19 protein-coding genes and 1 tRNA gene are annotated in these 21585 nt (G+C 69.3%); 9 read left to right on the forward strand and 11 right to left on the reverse strand.

What is annotated here, in order from left to right:
* The first annotated feature begins 7 nt into the window (after window positions 1–7).
* From OWR29_RS38295 to OWR29_RS38305, 3 genes are all read left to right on the forward strand, one after another.
* Window positions 8–508: a pyridoxamine 5'-phosphate oxidase family protein gene (locus OWR29_RS38295; protein WP_267568404.1), complete on the forward strand. Its 501-nt coding sequence runs from the start codon at window positions 8–10 to the stop codon at window positions 506–508.
* A 54-nt stretch (window positions 509–562) separates the two neighbouring features.
* Window positions 563–633: transfer RNA gene (locus OWR29_RS38300), tRNA-Gly, on the forward strand.
* Between the two features lie 830 nt (window positions 634–1463).
* A complete protein-coding gene (locus OWR29_RS38305; protein ID WP_267568405.1) occupies window positions 1464–2471 on the forward strand; it encodes a hypothetical protein in 1008 nt (335 codons plus the stop codon).
* Here the strand turns inward: OWR29_RS38305 and OWR29_RS38310 are convergent.
* Window positions 2356–3267 carry a hypothetical protein gene (locus OWR29_RS38310; RefSeq protein ID WP_267568406.1) on the reverse strand — a complete coding sequence of 304 codons (912 nt, stop codon included), beginning with the start codon at window positions 3265–3267 and terminating at the stop codon, window positions 2356–2358. The genes OWR29_RS38305 and OWR29_RS38310 overlap by 116 nt on opposite strands.
* Before the next feature lie 85 nt (window positions 3268–3352).
* Complete coding sequence (locus OWR29_RS38315) at window positions 3353–3853, reverse strand: hypothetical protein (protein WP_267568407.1); 501 nt, start codon at window positions 3851–3853, stop codon at window positions 3353–3355.
* 77 nt (window positions 3854–3930) lie between these two features.
* Here OWR29_RS38315 and OWR29_RS38320 point away from each other — a divergent pair, with 77 nt between their 5' ends.
* Complete coding sequence (locus tag OWR29_RS38320; protein ID WP_267568408.1) at window positions 3931–5127, forward strand: helix-turn-helix domain-containing protein; 1197 nt, start codon at window positions 3931–3933, stop codon at window positions 5125–5127.
* Here OWR29_RS38320 and OWR29_RS38325 read toward each other — a convergent pair.
* The 3 genes from OWR29_RS38325 to OWR29_RS38335 all read right to left on the reverse strand — a co-directional run bounded on the left by OWR29_RS38325 (window position 5111) and on the right by OWR29_RS38335 (window position 8455).
* The gene (locus OWR29_RS38325) at window positions 5111–5980 is read right to left on the reverse strand and encodes a laminin G domain-containing protein (RefSeq protein ID WP_267568409.1); all 870 of its coding nucleotides are present in this window, start codon (window positions 5978–5980) and stop codon (window positions 5111–5113) included. The two genes, OWR29_RS38320 and OWR29_RS38325, sit on opposite strands and share 17 nt — an antisense overlap.
* A 98-nt stretch (window positions 5981–6078) precedes the next feature.
* Window positions 6079–7134, reverse strand: coding sequence for a hemolysin family protein (locus OWR29_RS38330; protein WP_267568410.1), 1056 nt, complete (start codon window positions 7132–7134; stop codon window positions 6079–6081).
* Window positions 7127–8455 carry a hemolysin family protein gene (locus tag OWR29_RS38335; protein WP_267568411.1) on the reverse strand — a complete coding sequence of 443 codons (1329 nt, stop codon included), beginning with the start codon at window positions 8453–8455 and terminating at the stop codon, window positions 7127–7129. The genes OWR29_RS38330 and OWR29_RS38335 overlap by 8 nt, the downstream gene beginning before the upstream one ends.
* 100 nt (window positions 8456–8555) lie before the next feature.
* Here OWR29_RS38335 and OWR29_RS38340 point away from each other — a divergent pair, with 100 nt between their 5' ends.
* Complete coding sequence (locus tag OWR29_RS38340) at window positions 8556–9224, forward strand: GOLPH3/VPS74 family protein (protein WP_267568412.1); 669 nt, start codon at window positions 8556–8558, stop codon at window positions 9222–9224.
* 4 nt (window positions 9225–9228) lie between these two features.
* Here the strand turns inward: OWR29_RS38340 and OWR29_RS38345 are convergent, their stop codons facing one another.
* Complete coding sequence (locus tag OWR29_RS38345; RefSeq protein WP_267568413.1) at window positions 9229–11361, reverse strand: heterodisulfide reductase-related iron-sulfur binding cluster; 2133 nt, start codon at window positions 11359–11361, stop codon at window positions 9229–9231.
* Between the two features lie 168 nt (window positions 11362–11529).
* A complete protein-coding gene (locus OWR29_RS38350) occupies window positions 11530–11793 on the reverse strand; it encodes a cell division protein CrgA (protein WP_184954305.1) in 264 nt (87 codons plus the stop codon).
* A gap of 180 nt (window positions 11794–11973) precedes the next feature.
* On the opposite strand from OWR29_RS38350, the gene OWR29_RS38355 reads away from it, so the two are divergent.
* From OWR29_RS38355 to OWR29_RS38370, 4 genes are read left to right on the forward strand one after another with little or no spacing between them, the layout of a single operon-like run.
* Window positions 11974–12786, forward strand: coding sequence for a DUF881 domain-containing protein (locus tag OWR29_RS38355; protein ID WP_267568414.1), 813 nt, complete (start codon window positions 11974–11976; stop codon window positions 12784–12786).
* The gene (locus OWR29_RS38360; RefSeq protein WP_267568416.1) at window positions 12786–14423 is read left to right on the forward strand and encodes a class E sortase; all 1638 of its coding nucleotides are present in this window, start codon (window positions 12786–12788) and stop codon (window positions 14421–14423) included. The genes OWR29_RS38355 and OWR29_RS38360 overlap by 1 nt, the downstream gene beginning before the upstream one ends.
* Before the next feature lies 1 nt (window position 14424).
* Window positions 14425–14721, forward strand: a complete 297-nt coding sequence (locus OWR29_RS38365) for a hypothetical protein (RefSeq protein ID WP_267568418.1) — start codon at window positions 14425–14427, stop codon at window positions 14719–14721.
* A 1-nt stretch (window position 14722) separates the two neighbouring features.
* Complete coding sequence (locus OWR29_RS38370) at window positions 14723–15373, forward strand: aminodeoxychorismate/anthranilate synthase component II (RefSeq protein WP_267568527.1); 651 nt, start codon at window positions 14723–14725, stop codon at window positions 15371–15373.
* Between the two features lie 4 nt (window positions 15374–15377).
* On the opposite strand, the gene pknB is transcribed toward OWR29_RS38370, so the two are convergent.
* Genes pknB through OWR29_RS38390 form a run of 4 tightly spaced genes read right to left on the reverse strand, consistent with a single transcriptional unit; the run spans window position 15378 to window position 21569 of the window.
* Window positions 15378–17231, reverse strand: coding sequence for a Stk1 family PASTA domain-containing Ser/Thr kinase (gene pknB / locus OWR29_RS38375; protein ID WP_267568419.1), 1854 nt, complete (start codon window positions 17229–17231; stop codon window positions 15378–15380).
* Window positions 17228–18562 (reverse strand): serine/threonine-protein kinase, encoded by a 1335-nt coding sequence (locus tag OWR29_RS38380; RefSeq protein WP_267568420.1) that lies wholly within the window; start codon window positions 18560–18562, stop codon window positions 17228–17230. Before OWR29_RS38380 ends, pknB begins: the two co-directional genes overlap by 4 nt.
* Before the next feature lie 2 nt (window positions 18563–18564).
* Window positions 18565–20061 carry a penicillin-binding transpeptidase domain-containing protein gene (locus OWR29_RS38385; RefSeq protein ID WP_267568421.1) on the reverse strand — a complete coding sequence of 499 codons (1497 nt, stop codon included), beginning with the start codon at window positions 20059–20061 and terminating at the stop codon, window positions 18565–18567.
* Complete coding sequence (locus tag OWR29_RS38390; protein WP_438872708.1) at window positions 20058–21569, reverse strand: FtsW/RodA/SpoVE family cell cycle protein; 1512 nt, start codon at window positions 21567–21569, stop codon at window positions 20058–20060. Before OWR29_RS38390 ends, OWR29_RS38385 begins: the two co-directional genes overlap by 4 nt.
* Window positions 21570–21585: the final 16 nt, after the last annotated feature.

The raw sequence follows: 21585 nt of genomic DNA on the forward strand, positions 1-21585 counted from the left end.
TCACCTCATGGCTTCCTGGTCCGATTTCGCCGCCTCCGATCCTGCGCTCGCCGCGGGCATCCGAGCGCTCCTGCAGCAGTACGGTCCCGGCCTGGCCTACCTGGCCACGGTCCGCCCCGACGGCGCCCCACGCCTGCATCCGGTCTCCCCCGTGATCACCGACCAGGGCCTCTACTGCTTCCTCATCCCGTCCCCCAAACGCCGCGACCTCGAACGCGACGGCCGCTACGCCCTGCACTCCTATCCCCCGGAGGAAAACGACGACGAGGCCATCCTCACCGGCCGAGCCACCCCCGTCCACGACCCGCGAGTCATCGCCCGCCTGGCCGCCGACCTGCACGCCTCCCCCCACGTCGCCTGGCGCCTGTTCGAACTCTCCATCGAATCCGCGCTCCTACGCACCCACGGCCCCGCCGGCGCCCTCCCCCTGGCCGCCGGCCCCATGGTGACCCCACTGACCCGCTCCTGGCGCGCAGAGTTACCCCGCCCCCTGGCCGCCGTGAGCTGACCCGACGGCCCAGTCGCGCCACCACCCCCCGAGATCGGGTACAGTGAGGCCGCCGCGGGTGTAGTTCAATGGCAGAACATCAGCTTCCCAAGCTGACAGTGCGGGTTCGATTCCCGTCACCCGCTCGTCGGTGAGAGGCCCGTGTTCGCGGAAAGCGCGAACCGGGCCTCCTCGCATTCTCACCTGGGGGCCGAGCCCCCAGACCCCACGGTGCGGTGGGCGCGGTCGGCGCGTCGGCGTCGGGGATCGTTTGGGTTTCACGGCTCGGCTGCGCCATTGCGGATGGCGGTGGCTGGGGCCGTTAGCTCGGCTGCGCCGTCGCTGGTTGCGGTGGGTGGGTGGAGGCCGGCTCGGCTGCGCCATCGTGGGTTGCAGTGGAGCGGTGAAGGCCGGCTCGGCTGCGCCATCGTGGGTTGCTGTGAAGGGGTGAGGGCCGGCTCGGCTGCGCCATCGTGGGCAGCAGACCGAGTGGGTACGGCCGACTTCTGCTGTGTTGCCGCAAGGAACAGTCCGTGGGCGACGTTCTCAAATTTGTTTCGCGGTTACGGGAAGTGGACTTGGGGCTACGCCGGCCTTGAGTGCGTCACCGCGGGGGCGACCGAAGTGGGCTCGACTTCGCTACGCCACCGCAGGGAGCGGGCAACGGGTGATGCTCGACTTCGGCGGCGCCGACCCGCTGACCGGGCTTGGCAACCGGGCCATGCTGCGCGAACGGCTCAGCGACGCGCTGGTCCGGCGGCTCGCTCTTGGTGGTTAACGCGGCGCGTTTGCGCTTGGGGGGTGTGGGGGTGCTTGAGACTGGAATTAGCGGCGGCCGGGGTGGTGGTGTCGCGATCGTGACATTGGAGGGTGAGCTGAGGTTTGGTCACGCTAATAAAGTGCGTCTGAGTTTTCCCTCGGCGTTGGGGACCGCCGGTCGTTGAACTGGGCACCATCGGAGTGGAGTCGTTTAGCGGTGTACCAAAGGGATATTTACGACGAGCGTTACCTGGGGTCGGGCTATGACGAGCGGTCGGCGATCCGGGTGCTCACGGCTGAGTCCGTTGCCTTGCGAGAAGCGGTTGGGCGCGCCCTTGAATCGCTTTCGGAGCGGAACGTTCTTTCGGTGCTCGATTTCGCTTACGGCACGGGGCGGGTCACCAACGAGTTCGCGCTCGCCTATCCCACCGGCCCGGTCGAAGGGTGCCACGATCTGCGGGTCGTCGCGTATGACGTCTCGGCCGTAGGGCTGAAAAAGGCCGCCACGGCGCTCGTCAAGCTGCACGGCTTCGACGTGGACGCCCCCTTCACCTTCGAACCGGACGCGGCGGAGGTCTACGTCGCCGGCTCTGTCGCGCGGCTTACCAAAGGCGTCACCGTCACCGTGGTCTTCGTTCACGGCAGTGAGGATGCTTCGCCTGACGTCGTGCGGAAAGTTCTCACCGCAGCCAACGACGACGAATCGTTTGCCGTGACCACCTCGTGGTACAGCGGCATCGCTCACATCCCGACCGCGGCCCGTCGGGAGGAGTTCTTCCGCATGCTCGGCGAAGTCACCGATGCGCGAGGCGAACTGCTGGTGGCTCCCTCTGTCTCGGGTGATCTGGTTGAGCTTCAGGCCCAATGGCTGGAACGGTTGAAGACAGGCGACGTCGGCGACCACCCGATCGAGCAGGCCGGCGACGTGATTTACGAGACCGAGCTGGGGCAACGGAACTTCTACCACGTGTTCGGTCCGGATCTCTTCGATCTTCTGCAGGCCACGTGCAGCCCCGGCCAGCGATGCTGGCTCGAGGCCATCCGCATGCCGGACGAAGAGTTCTCCTCCCGAGCGGCGGAGGCCGACAACTTTCGCCGGGTACGAGACTTCAATGCCCGGCTTGGTCGTCAGCCATGGCAGCCGGAGGACTATCGCCAGGTGCACACGGCGCTGGCGGTTCGGAGTGGACATCCGGGCGACGCTGAGCGGGAACCGGAGAACTGAGCGGCGCGGGCGGGGCCGGCAGAGGCCGCAAGGACACTATTGACGTGGCCAGGATCTGATCCTGATGAACCTCCACCCGGAACAGGCATTCGAAGTTGCCGAGGCCGACGCAACGTTTCTGGAAGTCCGGGTCGAGCGGAAGACGAGCCGCCGCCCACGTGCCGTAGCCGTATACGCCAGCCATGACGACCAAGGTGCGGTCCGGCGCAAACGGGTTCTGCCCCCTGATCAACAATCCGTAATCGGCGCGAAGCCCGCGGCCGTCCACCACGCCGTTCGGATCGACGAGACCGGACCAGCCGGGGCCGGCGTCGGCCAAGGCGCTGCCCTGCATCCCGTCCCACTCCGCGCCATACGTCTCGCCGGTGTCTCGGTCGACAATGGTCATGGCATCCACGTCGACCCGGAACCCGCTCCCAATTCTTTCGAAGACCCTCGACGTCAGGCTGTTCACCTCGTCCAGACCCAGAAGGATGAGGTTCTCCAACTGCTGGCCGTCGGAGACGTGCGAGGCGTACACGATCTTGAATGAGGAACCGAGCCGGCCGAGGGTGGTGGCCAGTTCATGAACCGCATGGCTGTCACCGGCACCGACGAAGCCGGACGGTTCCAGGTGGTTCAGCCGCGAGAACGTGCCGATGAACAGGTACGTCCGGCCGCGCAGCATCTTCCGGCCCCAGAACGCGCGCCCGCGCCACGAGCGGATGTAGCCGAGCAGGCCTCGAGCACAGACACCGGCGACGAACACGATGACGGCCGCGACGATGTTGATCAGAAGATCCTGGAAGCTGTCCATCGCGTCACCCCTGCACGAAAAGTAATTGCAAGGTAACCAGAAGTGCCTTCCAGTTTTCTCCGGCGACTCTTCCTGGGACGCACGGCTAGGCGCCGCGGGCGGAGCCGATGATCACGATGGTCAGGTTGGGCCAGCCGTTGCGGGGCTCGGTTGGCGGGGGTGGGCGCATCATGGTCAGGCGGACTTCGCGGGGCCACCAGCGGGTTGGTTCGCGCCAGGTGCATTCGAGGGTTCGGGCCTCGGGATTGTCGGCGCAGTTGCCGACCTCGGGCCAGTGGTCGAGTTGGGTGGCGACCAGCTTTCGGGACTGCAGCCACGGCGAGTTCGGCGGCAGCGCGTACGTGCGGACGGTGGCCGGGCCGCGGTCGTTGCGCAGGGCCAGGGCGACCAGGGTGGCTCGGTTGTCGACCACCGTCTCGTACTGCTCGCCCTCGGGAAGCTGGGTGGTCGCGCCGCCCGGCGGGAGCACCGGGTGGGCTGTGCCGGCGGCGTTCCACCGTACGAAGGCAAGCGCACCCAGGGTGACGGCGGCGACCAGCAGAAGTCCCGCCAAGGCGGCGCCCAGACGCCGTCGACCGATCCGCACGAACCGGAGTGTAGGGAACCCGCACCACTGGTACAGGCATGGACCACACGCCGTGGCGGCGGGGATAGCGTCGGGGCATGAGGGCGCGACGCGGTGAGCCTGAGGTGGGGGAACGGATCCGGGCCCGGCGGCTGCTGCGGGGGTGGAGTGTCCGGTATGCGGCCAGCCGGGCCGGGATTTCGCACGCCACCTGGAGCCGGATCGAACGGGGGCTGCAGGCGGCCGACAACCGGTTCATGCTGGCGGACATCGCGGGTGCGTTGGAGTGCGCGCCGGCCGATCTGACCGAGACCGGGATGCCGGCGCACGAACCTCAGGTGAATGTGCTGGGGCTGCGGCGGGCGTTGATCGACATTGATCTCGGGGAACCACCCGCCGGTGGGGCGCCGACGATCGCTGAGCTGGGACGCAGCGTCGCGCTGGCCGACGCGTTGCATCAACGGTGTGACTATGCCGGTGCGGCGCGGCTGCTTCCTGGGCTGCTGCGTGACCTGCACACCGAGACGGCCGGGCCCGATCACGTTGAGGCATTGCGGCTGTTGTGCGACGCGACATCCATCGCCGCTTCGGTGCTGCGCAGCCTCGGACATCCGGCCGACGCGTGGTTGAGCGCGGAACGCTGCCGGGACGCGGCCGAGGCCGTGGGTGACCCGGTGTTGCGAGGGCATGCCGCGTACGCGATGGCCCGAGCCGCCATAGCCTGCGGGTCGCCGCAACGGGGACAGACGCTGGCCGAACGAGCCGTGGATGATCTCGGTCCCCACCTGGGCCGGGCCGGCGGGCCGGAGGTGCTGGGCTCGCTGTACCTGGTCGCAGCCCTGGCCGGCCGGTGCCGCCGGCGCCTCGACGACAGCCGGGACTGGCTGACCGAGGCCGCGAGCCTGGCCCGCCGCACCGGTGAGACCAACACGATGGGCATGTTCTTCGGTCCCACCAACGTGGACATCTGGCGCATGAGCATCGAGGTCGACGACGGCGACCCGGTCCGCGTGGTCGAGATCGCCCGGCGCACCGACCCCGCGGCGATCGAGGCCGGCGTACGCCAGGTCTTTTACTACGCCGACACGGCCCGCGCCCTGACCCGCCTCGGTGGCCGCGACCGCGAGGCCATCCGCTTCCTGCTCACCGCGGAACGGATCGCACCCCAACACGTACGCACGTCGGACGAACTCACCGAAACCGTCAAGCTGCTGCTGGACCGCTCCCGCCGCCAAGCCGGCGGCACCGAACTACGCGCCCTCTCCGAACGGATGCTCCTCAGCCGATCTGGATGAAGACGTTGTCTATTTCGCCGGCGAACTGGTCGTTGGATTTGCTGGTGCCCTTGCCGCCGACGCGCAGTGGTTCGGCGTTGGCGATCGAGAGAGAGGCGGGTACGGGGACCGTCGCGGCGGGGACGTCGTCGATGGTCAGGGTCAGTTTGTCGCCGGCCCGGACGCATTCCAGTTTGTGCCAGCGGCCGTCGGCCACGTTGGTGGCGGGCTCGGCCCGATAGATGGCGCCATCCCCGGCCAGTACGCAGCTCGGGTGGCCCTGGCGGTGGTCGACCTGCAGCTTGTACTGGCTGATCCGGCCGACCGAGTAGCCCTTCTGCACGACGTTGGCGCCGTCGGAGAGGTCGGCCGCGGTCATGCGGACCGCCGCCCCGTACCGCAGGCGTTTTGTTCCGGGGTTGAGGGTGTCGTCGCGGTCGCCTTCGAGGATCGCCCGGGGGCAGTCCCGTTCGCGGGCCAGGCGGCAGCGGTCGGGGTAGGCAAGGGCAAGACCCGACCCTTGCCGTACGAGTTTCAGCGCGCCACCGTTCTGTCCGAGTGGCCGCAGCTCGTGGCCCCCGAGGTGGTCGGTGATCGGACGGCCGACGCCCCCGTCGAAGGTGTACCGCACCGTCACCGGACCGGCGGCGATCTTGACGCGGCCCGGCGGCGTGGGGGTCGTCGTGGCGTCCGGTTCCTGAATGGGCAGCAGGCCGGCCAGCGCCCCGGCGACGCGCTGGACCGGATCCGCCGGTGAGGCGGCCGGCCGCCCGACCGCGAAGGCCGGCGGCGACGAGGGTCGCTGCGCGTGAACGGCCAGGCCGATGAGAACCGATGCCCCGACCGAAGCCACGAACCAACGTTTGCGAGACATACAACTATTGTCCGAAATGGTGGACGGGCTATGTCAGTCGGCCCGCCGGACCGTCTGGAAACAACCCGCAGGCGGTCGCCCGACCACCCGAGAAAGAATCAGCCGACCGACCGGGGCTGGACGGCGGTCGCCGGCAGCACCGGGTGGGCCGGCTCGCCCACCACCGCGTGGATCACGTCGTCCAGGGTGATCACGCCCAGTGGCCGCCGTCCGTCGCTGACCAGCACGATGTGCAGCCGGTCGCGCCGCATCACCAGCAACAGGTCGGCCAGCGACCGGTCCGGGGCCACCACGGCCAGGGGCCGGATGATCTCGGGCGGGATCGGCTGGGAGCGGCGCTCCGCGGAGTACCCGAGAATGTCTTTGACGTGCACGAACCCGAGCACCCGCCGCGTCTCGCGCTGCACGACCGGGAAGCGGGACCGGCCCGTCCGGGTCGCCACCGCCTCGATCGTCGCCGGTGACACGTCGTCCGCGACCGTGGTGACGCTCGACCAGGGCCGAAGCGTGTCCCGGGCCGTACGCCCGTGCAGTTCGAGCGCCGCGTGGATGCGCGCGTACTGTTCCGTCCCCAGCAGCCCTTCGCTGCGGGCCTGGGTCACCATGCCCGCCAGCTCCTCGGCCGTGAAGACGGTCTTCACCGAGTCGGTGGCCTCGATCGACCAGATCTTCAGCACCACCCGGGCCGCCCAGCGCATCGCGTTGAGCAGCGGCTTCGTCGCCGTGCAGAAGGCCAGCATGAACGGGCCGAGCAGGAGCGCCGCCCTTTCCGGCCCGGCCAGCGTGATGTTCTTGGGCACCATCTCGCCGATGACCGTGTGCAGGAAGACGACGATGCTCAGGGCCAGCACGAACGCCACCGGATGGACCGCGTTCTCGGGCAGGCCGAGCGCGTGGAAAGGCCCCTCGAGCAGGTGGGCCAGCGCCGGTTCGGCCAGGGCGCCCAGACCCAGCGAGCAGACGGTGATGCCGAGCTGAGCGCCCGCGATCATCAGCGGGATCTGGCTCATGGCCGACAGCGCCCACCGGGCCCGTTTGCTGCTCGCAGCGAGCGGTTCCAGCGCCGTACGCCGGGACGCGATCAGCGCGAACTCGCCCCCCACGAACAACCCGTTGCCGACCAGCAGCAGGACCGTGACCAGCAGCTCAGTCATCGTCCGGCTCCAGCGAAGACGGGGCGACCACGCGCACTTGTTCGATGCGGTGCCGGTCGACGGCTGTGACGGTGAACTTCCACCCCTCGGTCTCGTACGACTCGCCGACCGCCGGGATGTGCCCCATCCGGGCCAGCAGGAAGCCGGCCAGCGTCTCGTACGGGCCCTCGGGCAGCACGAAGCCGGTCTGCTCGGCGAGTTCGTCCTCCCGCAGCAACCCGTCGACCAGCCCGTCGGGCGCCGTGAGCTCCTGAGTCAGTGTGTGGGCGGGCTCGACGTCGTACTCGTCGGCGATCTCACCGACCAGTTCCTCGATCAGGTCTTCGGCGGTGACGACGCCGTCGGTGCCGCCGTACTCGTCGACCACGATGGCCAGGTCGGCGTCGGCCTCGCGCAACGCCGCCAGCACCTTGTCCAGGGCCAGGCTCTCGGGCACGTACACGGGCTCCCGCGCGATCGTCGACACCTGGGTCGTGGCCCGGCGTTCGGGCGGCACGCCCAGCGCGTCGGGCACGCCGACCACGCCGATGACCAGGTCGATCGTGTTCTCGTAGACGGGGAAGCGGGTGTGCCCGGTCTCGCGGGCGACCGAGATCAGCTCGGCCACGCTGGCGGTCGTCTTGAGCCCGACCACGTCGACGCGTGGGGTCATCGCCTTGGCGGCGCGCTTCTCGCCGAAGCGGATCGTGCGCCGCAGCAGGGTGGCCGTCTCGGCTGGCAGCGCGCCGGCCCGGGCGCTGATCGCGGCCAGCAGACCCAACTCTTCCGGCGAGCGGGCGCTGGCCAGCTCTTCCTGCGGTTCGATGCCGATGCGGCGGACCAGCCAGTTGGCCGACCCGTTGAGGCCGCCGATGACCCATTTGAAGGCTTTCGAGAACGTACGCAGGGGAGCCGCGGTCAGCAGCGCGGCCCGCATCGGCCGGGCCAGGGCCGCGTTCTTGGGCACCAGCTCGCCGAAGAGCATCGAGAGCAGGGTGGCCACGACCAGCGCGATGGCGTGGGTGATGCCGTCGGTGGCGTCCCCGGCGATCGGCTCGACCAGCGGCTCGAAAAGCTTGGAGAGCGCGGGCTCGGCCAGGTAGCCGGTGAGCAGCGCGGTCAGCGTGATGCCGAGCTGGGTGCCGGAGAGCTGGAACGACAGCTCGTGCAGGGCGTGCTCGACCGTACGGGCGCGGCGCTCGCCTGTCCGCGCGCGAGAGGCAATCTCGGCCCGGTCGACGGTGACGAGCCCGAACTCGGCGGCCACGAAGAACGCGTTGCCCGCCGTGAGCAGCGCGAACGCCGCCAACGGGAGCACCGCGGTCAGGAACAGGCCGTCCATGATCGGTTCACCTCGGTCTCATTGTGCCGGAACCGGGCGAGTCCGGCGTGCCCACCCGAGGTGAGGATTGGCACGCCGGAAATCTGGATACCGTCAGGGTATGAACCTGGTCGAAGAGTTCACGCTGCTCGCGTACGCCGACGACGGCACGCCGCTGACCGACGGCACCCACCTCGACCACGGCCTCGGCGGCGGGCTGCTGCTCGAGCTGGCGCTGGCCGGCCGGGTCGACGTCGTCGACAAGAAGGTGGTCGCGCTCGACATCAGTCCGACCGGCGACCCGCTGGTGGACGGCGCGCTGATGCGCATCGTCGGCGACGACAAGCCCCGCAAGCCTGGGCACTGGGTGTCGAAGTTCGCCAAGGACACCCGGCCGCAGGTGCTCGACCGGCTCGTGGCCGAGGGCATCCTGCGTACGGAGAAGGACAAGGTTCTCTGGGTCTTCCCGCGCACGAAGTATCCGGCTGCTCACGGTGTCGAACCCGTGCAAGAGACGGCGGCCCGGGAGCGGATGCGGCACGCCGTCCTGGGCACCGGCGAGGTCGATCCGCGTACGGCCGCGCTTTGTGCCCTGGTCCTGGCCACCGACCTCGACGGCAAGGTCTTCGCCGGCCTCGACCGCAAGGTCGTCAAGGCGCGGCTCCGCGAGATCAGCGAGGGCGCCTGGGCGGCCGAGGCCGTCAAGAAGGCGATCGACGAGATCCAGGCGGCCGTGATGGTCGCGATCGTCGCCTCGACCACCGCGGCCACCGCCGGCACGACGTCCTGAGGCCCTAGACCTCTTGCTTCATGGAGCGCAGGAGGACCGTCGCGACGTCCACGACCTCGACGTTCTCCTGCTCGCCCTTCCCGGTGACCCCGTCGCCGATCATGGTGTAGCAGAACGGGCAGCCCACCGCGATCGTCTTCGCGCCGGTGGCCAGGGCCTCTTCCGTACGCTCGACGTTGATCCGCTTGCCGATCTTCTCTTCCATCCACATGCGCGCGCCGCCGGCGCCGCAGCAGAACGACCGCTCGGAGTTGCGCGGCATCTCGACCAGGTTGGCCGTCGCCGAGCCCAGGACCTCGCGCGGGGCGTCGAAGACCCGGTTGTGCCGGCCCAGGTAGCACGGGTCGTGATAGGTGACGTCGCCCTCGATCGGCTGGACCGGGGTGAGCTTGCCGGTCGAGACCAGGTGCTGAAGCAGCTGGGTATGGTGCACGACCTCGACCTTGAGCCCCAGCTGCTCGTACTCGTTGCCGAGGGTGTTGAAGCAGTGCGGGCAGGTGGCCACGATCCGCTTGACGTTGGCTTCCTTCAGCGTCTCGACGTTCTGCTGGGCCAGCATCTGGAAGACGAACTCGTTGCCGATGCGCCGCGCCGGGTCGCCGGTGCAGGTCTCGCCCTCGCCCAGGATCGCGTAGTTGACGCCGGCCTCGTGCAGCAGCTTGGCCACGGCGCGGGTGGTCTTCTTGGCCCGGTCTTCGAAGGCGCCGGCGCAGCCGACCCAGAACAGGTAGTCGAAGTCCTCGACCTCGCCGACCCGCGGCACCTCGAAGTCCAGGCCCTTGGTCCAGTCCTCGCGGGTGTTCTGCGGCGCGCCCCACGGGTTGCCCTTGTTCTCGAGGTTGCGCAGCATCACGCCCGCCTCGCTGGGGAACGAAGACTCGATCAGCACCTGGTAGCGGCGCATGTCGACGATGTGGTCGACGTGCTCGATGTCGACCGGGCACTGCTCGACGCAGGCGCCGCAGGTGGTGCACGACCACAGCACGTCCGGGTCGATGACGCCCTGCTCCTCGGCCGTGCCGATCAGCGGCCGGTTGCCCTCGGCCAGCGCCAGCACGTCCATGTGGGCCAGCTGGGCCTCGGTCGCCTTCTCTTCGCCGGTCAGATCTTTGCCGCCGCCGCCGAGCAGGTAAGGAGCTTTCGCGTACGCGTGATCGCGCAGGCTGAGAACCAGGAGTTTCGGCGAGAGCGGCTTGGCCGTGTTCCAGGCCGGGCACTGCGACTGGCAGCGCCCGCACTCCGTACACGTGGAGAAGTCGAGCAGCCCCTTCCAGGTGAACTGCTCCACCTGGGCCACGCCGAACTGGTCTTTCTCGGGGTCGGCCTCCTCGAAGTCGAGGGGCTTGCCCTCGCTCATCATCGGCCGCAGCGCACCCAGCCCAGAACCGGCCGGCTTCTCGGGCGCCCGCTTGAAGAAGATGTTGAAGAAGGCCAGGAAGCGGTGCCAGGCCACGCCCATCGTCGGGTTGAGCGCGATGGTGATCAGCCAGCCCATCGAGATGAACAGCTTGACCAGCGCCACCCAGGTCGGCCCGTCCTCGGCCGCGGGCAGCAGGTTGCCGATCCCGTGCGACAGCGGGGTCGCCCAGGCCGGGAACTCGAACGTGTCGTTGGCGACCTTGAACCCGCGGATCAGGAAGCCGCAGGCGAGCACGCCCAGGATCACGGCCTCGACGAAGTACGCCTGCCACATGGTCGAGCCCAGGAACCGGCTGCGCTTCTGCCGGATGTTCCGCTGGCGCACGACGATCAGGTAGACGATGCCGATCAGGCCGAGGATGCCGATCCACTCGGTCACGAAGCCGTAGACGACCCAGTGCCCGATGATCGGCAGCCCGCCCTCGGGGTCGACGACCTCGAAGTACGCCTCCACGACCAGCAGGAACAAGATCATGAAGGAGACCATGACCAGCCAGTGGGCGGCGCCGATCGCGCTCCACTTCAGCATGCGGGTGTGACCGAGCGTCTCGACCAGCATGGTCTTCGTACGCGTGGGCTTGTCGGCGAATCGGGCCGGGTCGGGCTTCCCCTGACGGATCACCGCGGTGATGGTCAGAACCGCCCGCACGGCCAGCACAACGGCCACGATCGTGACGGCGCCGGCCAGAACGGTGGCGACTATCTGCGCGATGCCCATCTGCGTTGTGCCTCCTCGCCTCGGCTGTCGCCCATGTTACCCACGAGTAATAGACGGGCGCACGCCAAGGGTCAAGGGAGGCGCCAAAGCGCACCCCGGCCGGCGGCACGAGGTGCGCTTCAAACGGACAAAGTCACGTTACCCGCCGCTAAGCAGGCAATATTGGCTTTAACGCCAGCGCGACAGGATGCCGAGCGACGCCACCATGCACCCGAAACCGATCGCCAGGTTCCAGTACCGCAGCGACTCGACGGGGTACTGCTGGGACGAGAGGTAGTACACGACCAGCCAGGCGATGCCGATCACGATCAGCGCCACGGCACTGATCGGCAGCCACATCGGGCTGGGCTTTTTCGACGCCGCGGCTGCCGCGGGACGGATGTCCGTCGGCGGCGTGTAGACCTTCTTCTTGCGGACCTGGGACTTCGGCACGGTGGACTCCTGAAGGGCAACAAGTGGTGAACAACCCCACCGCTGAGCGGCTTCGGCGATCCCGAATGCTGCCCGTGGCGATTAATGTTCGACAGCTAGCGTAGTCAAGTCGGTGGGAACACCGGCACCCGCCGGGCGAGGAAAAATGTCCGGGTGCGAATTTCGGGGGGAGTCGAGGACGTGGAATACACCACCGGCACGCCCTCGTGGCGGCTCGTTCTGCGCCGCGCGTGGACGGGGTTGCGGCCCGGCCGGCCCGCGCGCGACATGCGCGGCTGGACGGTCGTCACGCCCGCGATCTTCCTGGCCGCGGGCCTTCTCTTCACCACTTCGGCGACGACCGCGGACGGCACGACCCTGCGCGACGACCGCCGCCCCCAGCTGGCCCAGCTGATCGCCGACAAGCGCGTACGCCTGGACACCCGCGAGCAGGCAGCGGCGAAACTCCGGGCCGCCGTCGACGAGGACACGGCCCGCCTGGCCGAGGTCGACGGGCCCGTGAAGCAGGCTCGCGAGGGCGCCGACCGGCTGCGCGGTCCGGCCGGCTTCACTGCCCTGCAGGGCCCGGGCCTCACGGTGACCCTCGACGACTCGTCGCGCCGGAGCAATGATTTCGTGGCGGCCAACGCCCCCGACAATGACGATCTTGTCGTCCACCAGGGTGACGTTCAGGCTGTTGTGAATGCGCTCTGGGCTGGTGGAGCCGAGGCAATGTCGATCATGGATGTCCGCGTGATCTCGACCAGCGCTGTACGCTGTGTCGGCAACACGCTGCTGCTTCACGGCCAAGTGTTCTCTCCGCCGTTCCGGATCACGGCGATCGGCGAACCCACAGAGATGCGTCGCGCGTTGGAGTCCGCGGACGGAGTCCGGCAATTCAAAGACGCGGTCGCCGACTTCGGCCTCGGTTATACGGAAACCGTCGAGAGGAACGTGACAGTGCGGGCGTACGACGGGTCGAGTGACCTCCGATCCGCGCGGGTCGCCGGCTGATGGCCCCGCCGGACCAACCGCCCCGCAACCCCGGGTCGGGGCGGCATCGTGCCCCCGACGCCGAGGGGCAGACGGCGTACATCCCACGGATCACCGACGCGTCGCCCGACGGCGTCCCCGGTGGGCCGCTCGCGCCCCAGATCGGCCTGGGCGGGCAGCCGCCGACCCTGCCGCCTCCGGCGCCCTCAGCGGCCGAGACGGCCGTGCTGCGCACCGACGAAGAGGTGCAGCGGTTCGCGGGCGGCGCCCTGGGGTCGGTGCAGCGGGCCGCGCACTCCGAGCCGCGTCAGCCCGAGCGCACCGATTTCGACTTTTTCGCCGCCGCCGAGGAGCCGCCGGCGCCGCCCAGGTCTTTCGACGGCGTGCCGCAGGGCGGGTCGGGTTTCGAGGCTCCGGTTTCCCCGCCCGCCGCCGGTCACAACTCCGGCGGCTACCCCACCGGGCCGCAGGCGTACGGTGGCGAGCAGAACCGGCCGGGCGTCCCGATCAACCCCGGTGCCCCGATCAATTCCGGTCAGCCCGCGACTTCCCAAGATCCGCGCTTGAACGGCGCGCAGGATCCCCGCATCACCGGCTCGCAGGATCCGCGCTTCACCGGCTCGCAAGATCCGCGGGAGACCGCTGTCATCCGTACGTCCGACGCCCAGACCGGCCTGCTGCCGGCGGCCAAGCGGGCCGACGAGCACCCACCTCCCATCCAGGCCCCCACCGCGCTCCTCTCCGCGGTCCCGGGTCTCGCCGCCCAGTCCGCGAAGGCGAAAGCCGAGCCCGACGCCGCCCTCGGCGCCGCCTCGGTCTCCCCCGCGGCCCCCGGCTCGGCGAGGCCCCCCGCTGAGGAGGAGCCCGTGCCCGAGCCGAAACGCGGCGAGAAGGTCGTCAAGCTGCGCCCCGAGCAGACCGGGGAGGGCTACAAGAGCGTCTACTCCGAGATGACCCGCCCGACGGTCGGCTCCCGCATCCGCGGCGCGATCCGCGTCTCGGGTGAGCTGATGATTACTTTCGGTCTGATCGTGCTGCTGTTCGCCGGCTACGAGGTGTTCGGCAACTCGGCCAAGGTGCAGGACGAGCAGAACGCGCTCAGCAGCGAGCTCGACGAGGTCTGGAACGACCCGACGGTCGGCCCCACCCCGTCCGCCTCGGCGGCCACCAAGGCGCCCGTGGCGCCCGGCAGCAACCTGGTCGGCCGCCTCTACATCCCCAAGCTCGACAAAGAATGGGTGGTCGTCGACGGCGTGACGCCCGACGACATCCGCTACGCGCCCGGCCACTACCCCGACTCGGCCAAGCCGGGCCAGGTCGGCAACTTCTCGGTGGCCGGCCACCGGATCAAGAAGATCTTCTGGCGGCTCGACGAGCTCAAGTCGGGCGACGTGATCGGCGTCGAGACCCGCTCCAACTGGTACGTCTACCGCGTCTACACCCACGAGGTCGTCAAGCCGACCGCGGTCGAGGTGGTCGCCCCGGTGCCCGGCAAGCCCAAGGCCAAGCCCACGCGGTCGCTGCTCACGCTGACCACGTGCAACCCGAAGTACAACAACTATGAGCGCCTCATCGTGCACGCCGAGCTGGTGTCGACCACCAAACGCGACCAGAAGCTGCCGGACGCGGGCATGCCGGCCGAAGTGAAGGCGGCCTGACATGTACGCCTGGATCTGGCGCAAGCTCCCGTTCGGCTTCTGGGGCAAGCTCACCGGCTCGCTCGGCCTGCTGGCGGCCACCACGGCCCTGCTCTGGTACGTGGTCTTCCCGTGGGCCACGCCGTTGCTGCCGTTCGACGACGTCCAGGTCGGCACGGGCACCGAGCAGCAAGGCCCGGCCGGCAACGACTCGGATGTGACCGTTCCCGGCGACCCCGACCACGAGGCGCCGGACGAGATCCCGTACAGCACCGAGTCGAATCAGCCCCACCCCTCCGAAGGTCTCCCGGGTGACTGACATGCGCATTCTGGTCATCGACAACTACGACTCGTTCGTCTTCAACCTGGTGCAATACCTGGGTCAGCTGGGCGCCGAGTGCGAGGTACGGCGCAACGACGAGATCACGGTGTCCGATGTCGGCACGTTCGGCGCGGCGGGCATCCTGCTCTCGCCCGGCCCGGGCACGCCCGAGCGCGCCGGCATCATGATGGAGGTCATTCGCGCGTACGCGGGAAAGCTCCCGATGTTCGGCGTCTGCCTCGGTCACCAGGCGATCGGCGCCGCGTTCGGCGCCACCGTGACCCGCGCTCCCGAACTGCTGCACGGCAAGACCTCGCTGGTGCACCACGACGGCGACGGCGTGCTGGCCGGGCTGCCCGAGCCATTCACCGCCACCCGCTACCACTCGCTGGCCGTGCTGCCCGAGACCCTGCCGGCGGAGATCGAGGTGACCGGGCGTACGGAATCGGGCGTGGTCATGGCCATGCGCCACCGCGAGCTGCCGATCGAGGGCGTGCAGTTCCACCCCGAGTCGGTGCTCACCGAGGGCGGCCACACCATGCTGGCCAACTGGCTCGCCTCGTGCGGCCTGCCCGAGGCGCTCGAGAAGGCGCCCCCGCTGGCGGCGGAGGTCGAAACCCGCCGCCGCGCCGCGTTCGCTACCGCCTAGCCGCTCAGAGGTGGGTGTCGTCCCGCCGGACGGCGCCGATCGCGTTGCCGAGCAGCCCGTTCGCGCCCGTTCCACCGCCGTTGCCGTTGCCGGGCGTCTCGGTGTCGGTGGGGTCCGGGGTCGGTTCCGTACCGGGGTCGTCAGGCTCCGCGATGACCGACAGCGTGACGTTGTCGCCCTTCTCGGCCGTCGAGTTCGCCTTGGGCGTCTGCTCGACCACCGTGCCCGGCACCCCGTTCGGGTCTTGCACGTCGACCGTGTTGACGTTGAACTGGCCCGCGTTCTCGAGGGCGCCCTGCGCCGTGGCCAGGTTCTTGCCGACCACGTCGGGCACCTTGACCAGGCGGTTGTTCGACACCTTGATCGTGATCGTGGTGCCCGGGTCGACCTCGCGTCCTTCCTTCTCGACCTCGGTGACGATGCCGGCCTGCTTGAGGCTGTCGACCTCCTGCGGATCGACCTTCAAGCCGGCGGCCTTCAGCGCGCTGGTGGCGCTCTCCTTGGTCGAGCCGACCAGATTGTCCGGCACCTTGACCTTGTCCGGCTTCTGGCAGAGCTGGTAGCTGACCGGGTCGTTGGCGCCGACCTCGCTTCCGCTCTTCGGATCCTGCTTGATGACGGTGCCCTTGCAGTCCGACCGGAACTCGGGCGAATCGGCCGAAGCGGTCGTGATGCCCGCCTTTTCCAGAGCCGCGACCGCCTGGGCGTCGGTCATGCCTTCGAGGTCGGGCATGGTGTGGGTCACGGGGGCGGAGGTCGGTGTGTTGCCGGCAGTGTTGTTGTTGTTCTCGTTGCCGCGTTCCTTCATGAGCGCGACCCCGAGCACCACCACGACCAGCACACCGAGTGCGGCCAGGCCGGCCCACACCCACGACGACGACCGGCGCTCCGGCGGCCGCGGCGTCACCGGCCGCTGCATGGTGGTGGCCGCCTGCGGCTGCCACTGGCGCTGCGTGGCGCCCTGCATGGCCATCGTCTCGGCTTCGTTCATGACCGGGGTGGCCAGCACCGGCCGACCGGCCACGGCGCGCAGCGCGTCGGCCCGCATCTCTTGCGCGCTCTGATAGCGGTTGGCCGGGTTCTTGGCCAGCGCCTTGAGCACGATCGCGTCGACGTCGGCCGGGATGCCGGGGACGACGTCGCTGGGCGCCTTCGGCTCTTCCCGTACGTGCTGGTAGGCCACGCTGACCGGGCTGTCGCCGACGAACGGCGGGTGCCCGACCAGAAGTTCGAACAGCACGCAACCGGCGGCGTACACGTCGGAGCGGGCGTCGACCGACTCGCCCCGAGCCTGCTCGGGCGAAAGGTATTGCGCCGTGCCGATGACCGCGCTGGTCTGCGTCATGGTGGTGGCGCCGCTGGCCAGGGCCCGCGCGATGCCGAAGTCCATGACCTTGACCTGGCCGTTCTGCGTGATCATCACGTTGCCGGGCTTGATGTCCCGGTGGATGATCCCGTGCCGGTGGCTGAACTCGAGGGCGGCGCAGATGTCGGCGATGATTTCTAGCGCGCGGCGCACCGGCAGGCGCTGCTCCTGGGCCAGCACCTCTTTGAGGGTCTGCCCGTTGACGAACTCCATCACGATGAACGGCAGCTTCTCGCCGGTCGACGAGATCTCTTCGCCGGTGTCGTAGACGGCGACGATCGCGGGGTGGTTCAGGGCCGCCGAGTTCTGCGCCTCGCGGCGGAAACGCTCCTGGAACGTGGCGTCGCGGGCCAGGTCGGTCCGCAACATCTTGATCGCTACGTCACGGCCGAGCCGGAGGTCGCGTCCGCGGTGCACCTCGGCCATGCCGCCGTAGCCCAGGAGCTCGCCGACCTGATACCTGCCACCGAGCAGGCGGGCCTGCGCCGTCATAGCGTCTGTCGTCCTTCGTTAGCTTTTGTCCGGCCGGGGTTCGCGCCCGCCTGAGTGGTTAGACGGTTCGACGCCACCTGCGGATCCCCGCCGGTGACGCCCGTGACCACGGTCACGCTGTTCGGCGTGCCGCTCGCGTTCTGGCCCTGCTTGTAGAGGAAAGAGATCACCCCGGCGCACAACAGGACCAGCAGTGCGAGGACGACCGCCAACACGATCAAGACCTGCCGCCCACCCGAACTCTGCGGTTTGGCGGCCGGTGTCGGCTGTGGTTGATACGGCTGGCGGTAGCCCTGCGGTTGAACGGGCTTCGGAACAGGCTGGGCCGCGGGCGGTCCGGACGGCACCGAGGCGGCGCCGCGGGCACCCGAGACCGGACGCGGAACCGGAGGGTACGGCGGACGACCGGCCGCCGGCGAGCCCGACGTGGGCGCGCCGCTCGACGGAAAGCCGGTCGGCGGGCTGACCGGGCCGGAGCGGGCGGGCTGACCGGCCGGCTGCGACGCCGTCGCGGCCAGCGAGGCGGCGGCCTGACGGGCCACGGCGGCCAGCGCCGAGGCCGAGGGCCAGCGGGCGTTGGGGTCTTTGGCCAGGGCGCGGTCGACGATCACACGCACCTGCGGCGGGATGTCGCCGGGCAGGGGACGCGGCGTCTCGCGCACGTGCTTCATGGCGATTTCCATCGGCGTGGCGCCGTCGAACGGGCGGTGCCCGGAAAGGCACTGGTAGGCGACCACACCGAGCGCGTAGACGTCCGAGGCCGGGGTCGCGACCGCGCCCGAGGCCTGCTCGGGCGAGATGTACGACGCGGTGCCGAGCACCGAGCCGGCCACCGTGAGCTGCCCCACCAGGGCCGAGCGGGCGATGCCGAAGTCCGTCAGCACCAGCGTGCCGTTGGGCCGTACGAGCAGGTTGCCCGGCTTCACGTCGCGGTGCACGATGCCGTTCGCGTGCGCGGCCTGCAGCGCGTCGGCGGCCTGGGCGATCAGGGCCATCGTGCGGGCCGGGGTCAGCCGGCCGACCCGGCTCAGCGTGCGGGACAGGGCGTCGCCCTCGACGTACTCCATGACCAGGAACGCGAGCTGCTGGTCACTGCCGTAGTCGTAGACGTCGACGACCCCGGGGTGGTTGATCGTGGCCATGGTGCGGGCCTCGCCCCGGAACCGCTCGGCGAAGCCGGGCTCGTCGAGCAGCGCGGGCAGCAGGATCTTGACAGCGACCGTCCGGCCCAGCACCTCGTCGGTGCCGCGCCAGACATCACCCATCCCACCGCCGGCGATCCGCTCGTCGAGACGGTACCGGCCGCCGAGGGTCACCCCAGGGCTGATCATGCTCAGTCCCCTCCCTGACCCGCCGCGGCCTTCATGATGAGCCCGGCGATGCGGGCAGCCTCGGCGCTCGCGTGGCCACCGGGCACGTTCTCAAGCATGACGCACGCCGCCGAGACCGCCTCGCCCTTGTCGTTGAAGGCGAAGCCGATGAACCAGCCGTGCGGGTCGGCCCCCTCGGCGTTCTGCGCGGTGCCGGTCTTGCCGCCGACCTCCATGCCCGAGATCCGGGCGCGGCGGCCGGTGCCGTTCTCGACGACGCTGACCATCATGTCCTTGAGGTCGGCAGCGACCTGGCCGTTGATCGGCGTGCGCAGCGTCTTCGGGTTGGCGGTGTAGATGGTTCGCAGATCCGGGCTGGTGAGCTTCTGCACCAGGTAGGGACGCTTCTGGTCGCCGCCATTGGCGACCGTGGCGGCGATCAGGGCGCCCTGCAGCGGGGTCATCCGCACGTCGCGCTGACCGAGCGACGACTGGGCGAGGGCGCCCTTGTCGACGCTGCCGTCGGGGTTGGCGATCTTGCCGGTGTCGCTCATCGCGACCGGTAGCCCGCCGCCCTCGAGGCTGCCCACGGTCAGCTGGTCGTCCTCGAAGCCGAAGGCCTTGGCCGTCTCGAGCACCTTGTCGCGGCCGAGCGTCACGCCCAGCCGGGCGAAGCCGGTGTTGCAGCTCGTGGTCAGCGCGTCCTTCAGATCGATCTGGCTACCAGGGCAAACTTCGTCCTCGGAGTTGCGGATGACCGCGCCGCTCTCGCGGTACTCGCGGCCGGCCTCGATCTCGGTATCGGTTTTGTAACCGTTCTGGAGGGCGGCCGCCGAGACGATCACCTTGAACACCGAGCCGGGCGGCTTGGTCTCGGCCGTCGAGCGGTTCAGCAGTGGCTGATCGGGGTCTTTGTTGAGCTTGTTGTACGCCGCCGACGCCGCCTTCTCGTCGTGGCTGACCAGCGGGTTCGGGTCGAAGCTGGGCATCGACACCATGGCCTGCACGGCGCCCGTCCGGGGGTCGATCGCGACTGCCGCGCCCTTGTCGACCCCGCGCTCGTTGTTGACAAGCTCTTTCCAGGCCTTCTCCTGCGCCTTGGTGTTGATCGTCAGCAGGACGTTGCCGCCGCCGGTGTTGTTGCCGGTGAACATGTCCTTGACCCGGTCGGCGAAGAGCTTGTCGCTCTCGCCGGACAGGAAGTCGTTCTCGGCGTTCTCGATGCCGGTCGCGGCCAGGCCGACGGGCCGGTAACCGATCACCGGGGCGTAGACCTCTTTACGCGGGTAGACGCGCAGGTACTTCAGGGCGTCGTCGGTGACCTTGTTGGTGGCCACGCCCGTGCCGCCGGCCTCGATGATGCCGCGGGGCCGCTCGTACTGCGCGACCACCACCCGCCGGTTGTAGTCGTTGGTGCGGTAGTCGTCGGCCTTGTAGGCCTGTACCCAGTTCAAATTCGCGAAGAGCAGACCGAACAGGACGAGGATGACCACGCCCGCCCGCCGAAGTGGTGCGTTCACGGCTTGATCACCTCCGTCATGGCGCCGTGCAGTTGCGCCGGTGCTTTCTTGGCTCCGCCACCGGGCCGGTCCGTTCCGCCGCCCCCGCTGGCCGCCGGTCCGCGCGCCGCGTTCGAGATCCGCAGCAGCATGGCGATCAGCAGCCAGTTGGCCATCAGCGAGGAGCCGCCGGACGACAGGAACGGCGTCGTCTGGCCGGTCAGCGGGATCAGGCCGGTGATGCCACCCAGGATGACGAAGATCTGCAAACCCAGGGTGAACGACAGGCCGCCGGCGACCAGCTTGCCGAACGAGTCACGCACCGCCAGCGCCGACCGCAGACCGCGCTCGACGACAAGTAGATAGAGCACCAGCAGGGCGGAGAGACCGAAGAGGCCGATCTCTTCGCCCATGCCGGCGAAGATGAAGTCGTTCTGCACCTCGGGTACGAACCGGGGCGAACCCGCGCCCGGGCCGGAGCCGAACAGTCCGCCCGTACCGAGTGAGAGCAGGCCTTGCACCAGCTGATAGCTGCCGCCCAGCCGCTCGTAGTTCTCGCTGTCGAACGGGTTGAGCCAGACCTGCGCGCGGTCGTAGAAGTTGGCGAACGGTCCGCCCACCGACGCGCCCAGCAGGTAGGCGATGTAGACGCCGCCGAAGAACAGCAGCAGACCGATGATCAGCCAGCTGGCTCGCTCGGTGGCGACGTAGAGCGTCACGATGAACAGCCCGAAGTACAGCAGCGCCGTGCCCAGGTCTCGCTCGAAGACCAGGACCAGGAGGCTGAGCAGCCACACGGTGACGACCGGCCCGAGGTCCCGCCCACGCGGGAAGTCGATGCCGAGGACCCGGCGGCTGGCCAGCGACAGCACCTCGCGCTTGCGCACCAGGTAGTACGCGAAGAACGAGACCAGCGCGATCTTGGCGAACTCACCGGGCTGGATCGAGAACGACCCCAGCCGGATCCACAGCTTCGCCCCGTTGACCTCGGAGATGCTGGCCGGCAGCACGGCCGGGATCATGACGAGCACGATGCCGGTCAGACCCAGCGTGTACGCGTAACGGGAGACCACCTTGTGGTCGCGGACCACGAGCAGCAGCACCGCGGCGAGGATCAGCGAGATCAGCGTCCAGGCGAGCTGGCGGCCGCCGATGCCGGCGAAGATGCCGGGCACGGGCAGCTTCTCGCTCAGCGCGTCGCCGATGTCGAGCCGGCGCAGGAAGCCCACGCCCAGCCCGTTGATCAGCGCGACGGCCGGGATGATCACCGGGTCCGCGTACGGGGCGGTGTAGCGCACCACCACGTGCAGGCCGAGGAAGAGGACGCTCAGCAGCGCGGCGGGCACCCAGAAGGTCGGGGTGATCTCGCCGATCCGGCTCGCCTCGACGGTGGCTCCGTACGCCGCTACGAGCACCATGGCGAACGCGAGCAGGCCCAGCTCCGCATTGCGCTGGGTCTTCATTCCCGGGATACGCGCCATCTCGCCCGTGGAAGCGGGCGAGGAGGCAGGCACGGCGGGCGCGGTCAAGAAGAATCCCCAGACA

Source organism: Paractinoplanes pyxinae (genome assembly GCF_026626335.1).
Taxonomy (GTDB): Bacteria; Actinomycetota; Actinomycetes; order Mycobacteriales; family Micromonosporaceae; genus Actinoplanes; species Actinoplanes pyxinae.

What these genes read in the sequence shown, in the direction of transcription:
- OWR29_RS38380 (WP_267568420.1), bottom strand. Translation starts at nt 18,562, where the DNA reads ATGATCAGCCCTGGGGTGACCCTCGGCGGCCGGTACCGTCTCGACGAG.
- OWR29_RS38330 (WP_267568410.1), bottom strand. Translation starts at nt 7,134, where the DNA reads ATGACTGAGCTGCTGGTCACGGTCCTGCTGCTGGTCGGCAACGGGTTG.
- OWR29_RS38310 (WP_267568406.1), bottom strand. Translation starts at nt 3,267, where the DNA reads ATGGACAGCTTCCAGGATCTTCTGATCAACATCGTCGCGGCCGTCATC.
- OWR29_RS38340 (WP_267568412.1), top strand. Translation starts at nt 8,556, where the DNA reads ATGAACCTGGTCGAAGAGTTCACGCTGCTCGCGTACGCCGACGACGGC.
- OWR29_RS38365 (WP_267568418.1), top strand. Translation starts at nt 14,425, where the DNA reads ATGTACGCCTGGATCTGGCGCAAGCTCCCGTTCGGCTTCTGGGGCAAG.
- OWR29_RS38370 (WP_267568527.1), top strand. Translation starts at nt 14,723, where the DNA reads ATGCGCATTCTGGTCATCGACAACTACGACTCGTTCGTCTTCAACCTG.
- OWR29_RS38325 (WP_267568409.1), bottom strand. Translation starts at nt 5,980, where the DNA reads ATGTCTCGCAAACGTTGGTTCGTGGCTTCGGTCGGGGCATCGGTTCTC.
- OWR29_RS38360 (WP_267568416.1), top strand. Translation starts at nt 12,786, where the DNA reads ATGGCCCCGCCGGACCAACCGCCCCGCAACCCCGGGTCGGGGCGGCAT.
- OWR29_RS38295 (WP_267568404.1), top strand. Translation starts at nt 8, where the DNA reads ATGGCTTCCTGGTCCGATTTCGCCGCCTCCGATCCTGCGCTCGCCGCG.
- OWR29_RS38320 (WP_267568408.1), top strand. Translation starts at nt 3,931, where the DNA reads ATGAGGGCGCGACGCGGTGAGCCTGAGGTGGGGGAACGGATCCGGGCC.
- pknB (WP_267568419.1), bottom strand. Translation starts at nt 17,231, where the DNA reads ATGACGGCGCAGGCCCGCCTGCTCGGTGGCAGGTATCAGGTCGGCGAG.
- OWR29_RS38345 (WP_267568413.1), bottom strand. Translation starts at nt 11,361, where the DNA reads ATGGGCATCGCGCAGATAGTCGCCACCGTTCTGGCCGGCGCCGTCACG.
- OWR29_RS38335 (WP_267568411.1), bottom strand. Translation starts at nt 8,455, where the DNA reads ATGGACGGCCTGTTCCTGACCGCGGTGCTCCCGTTGGCGGCGTTCGCG.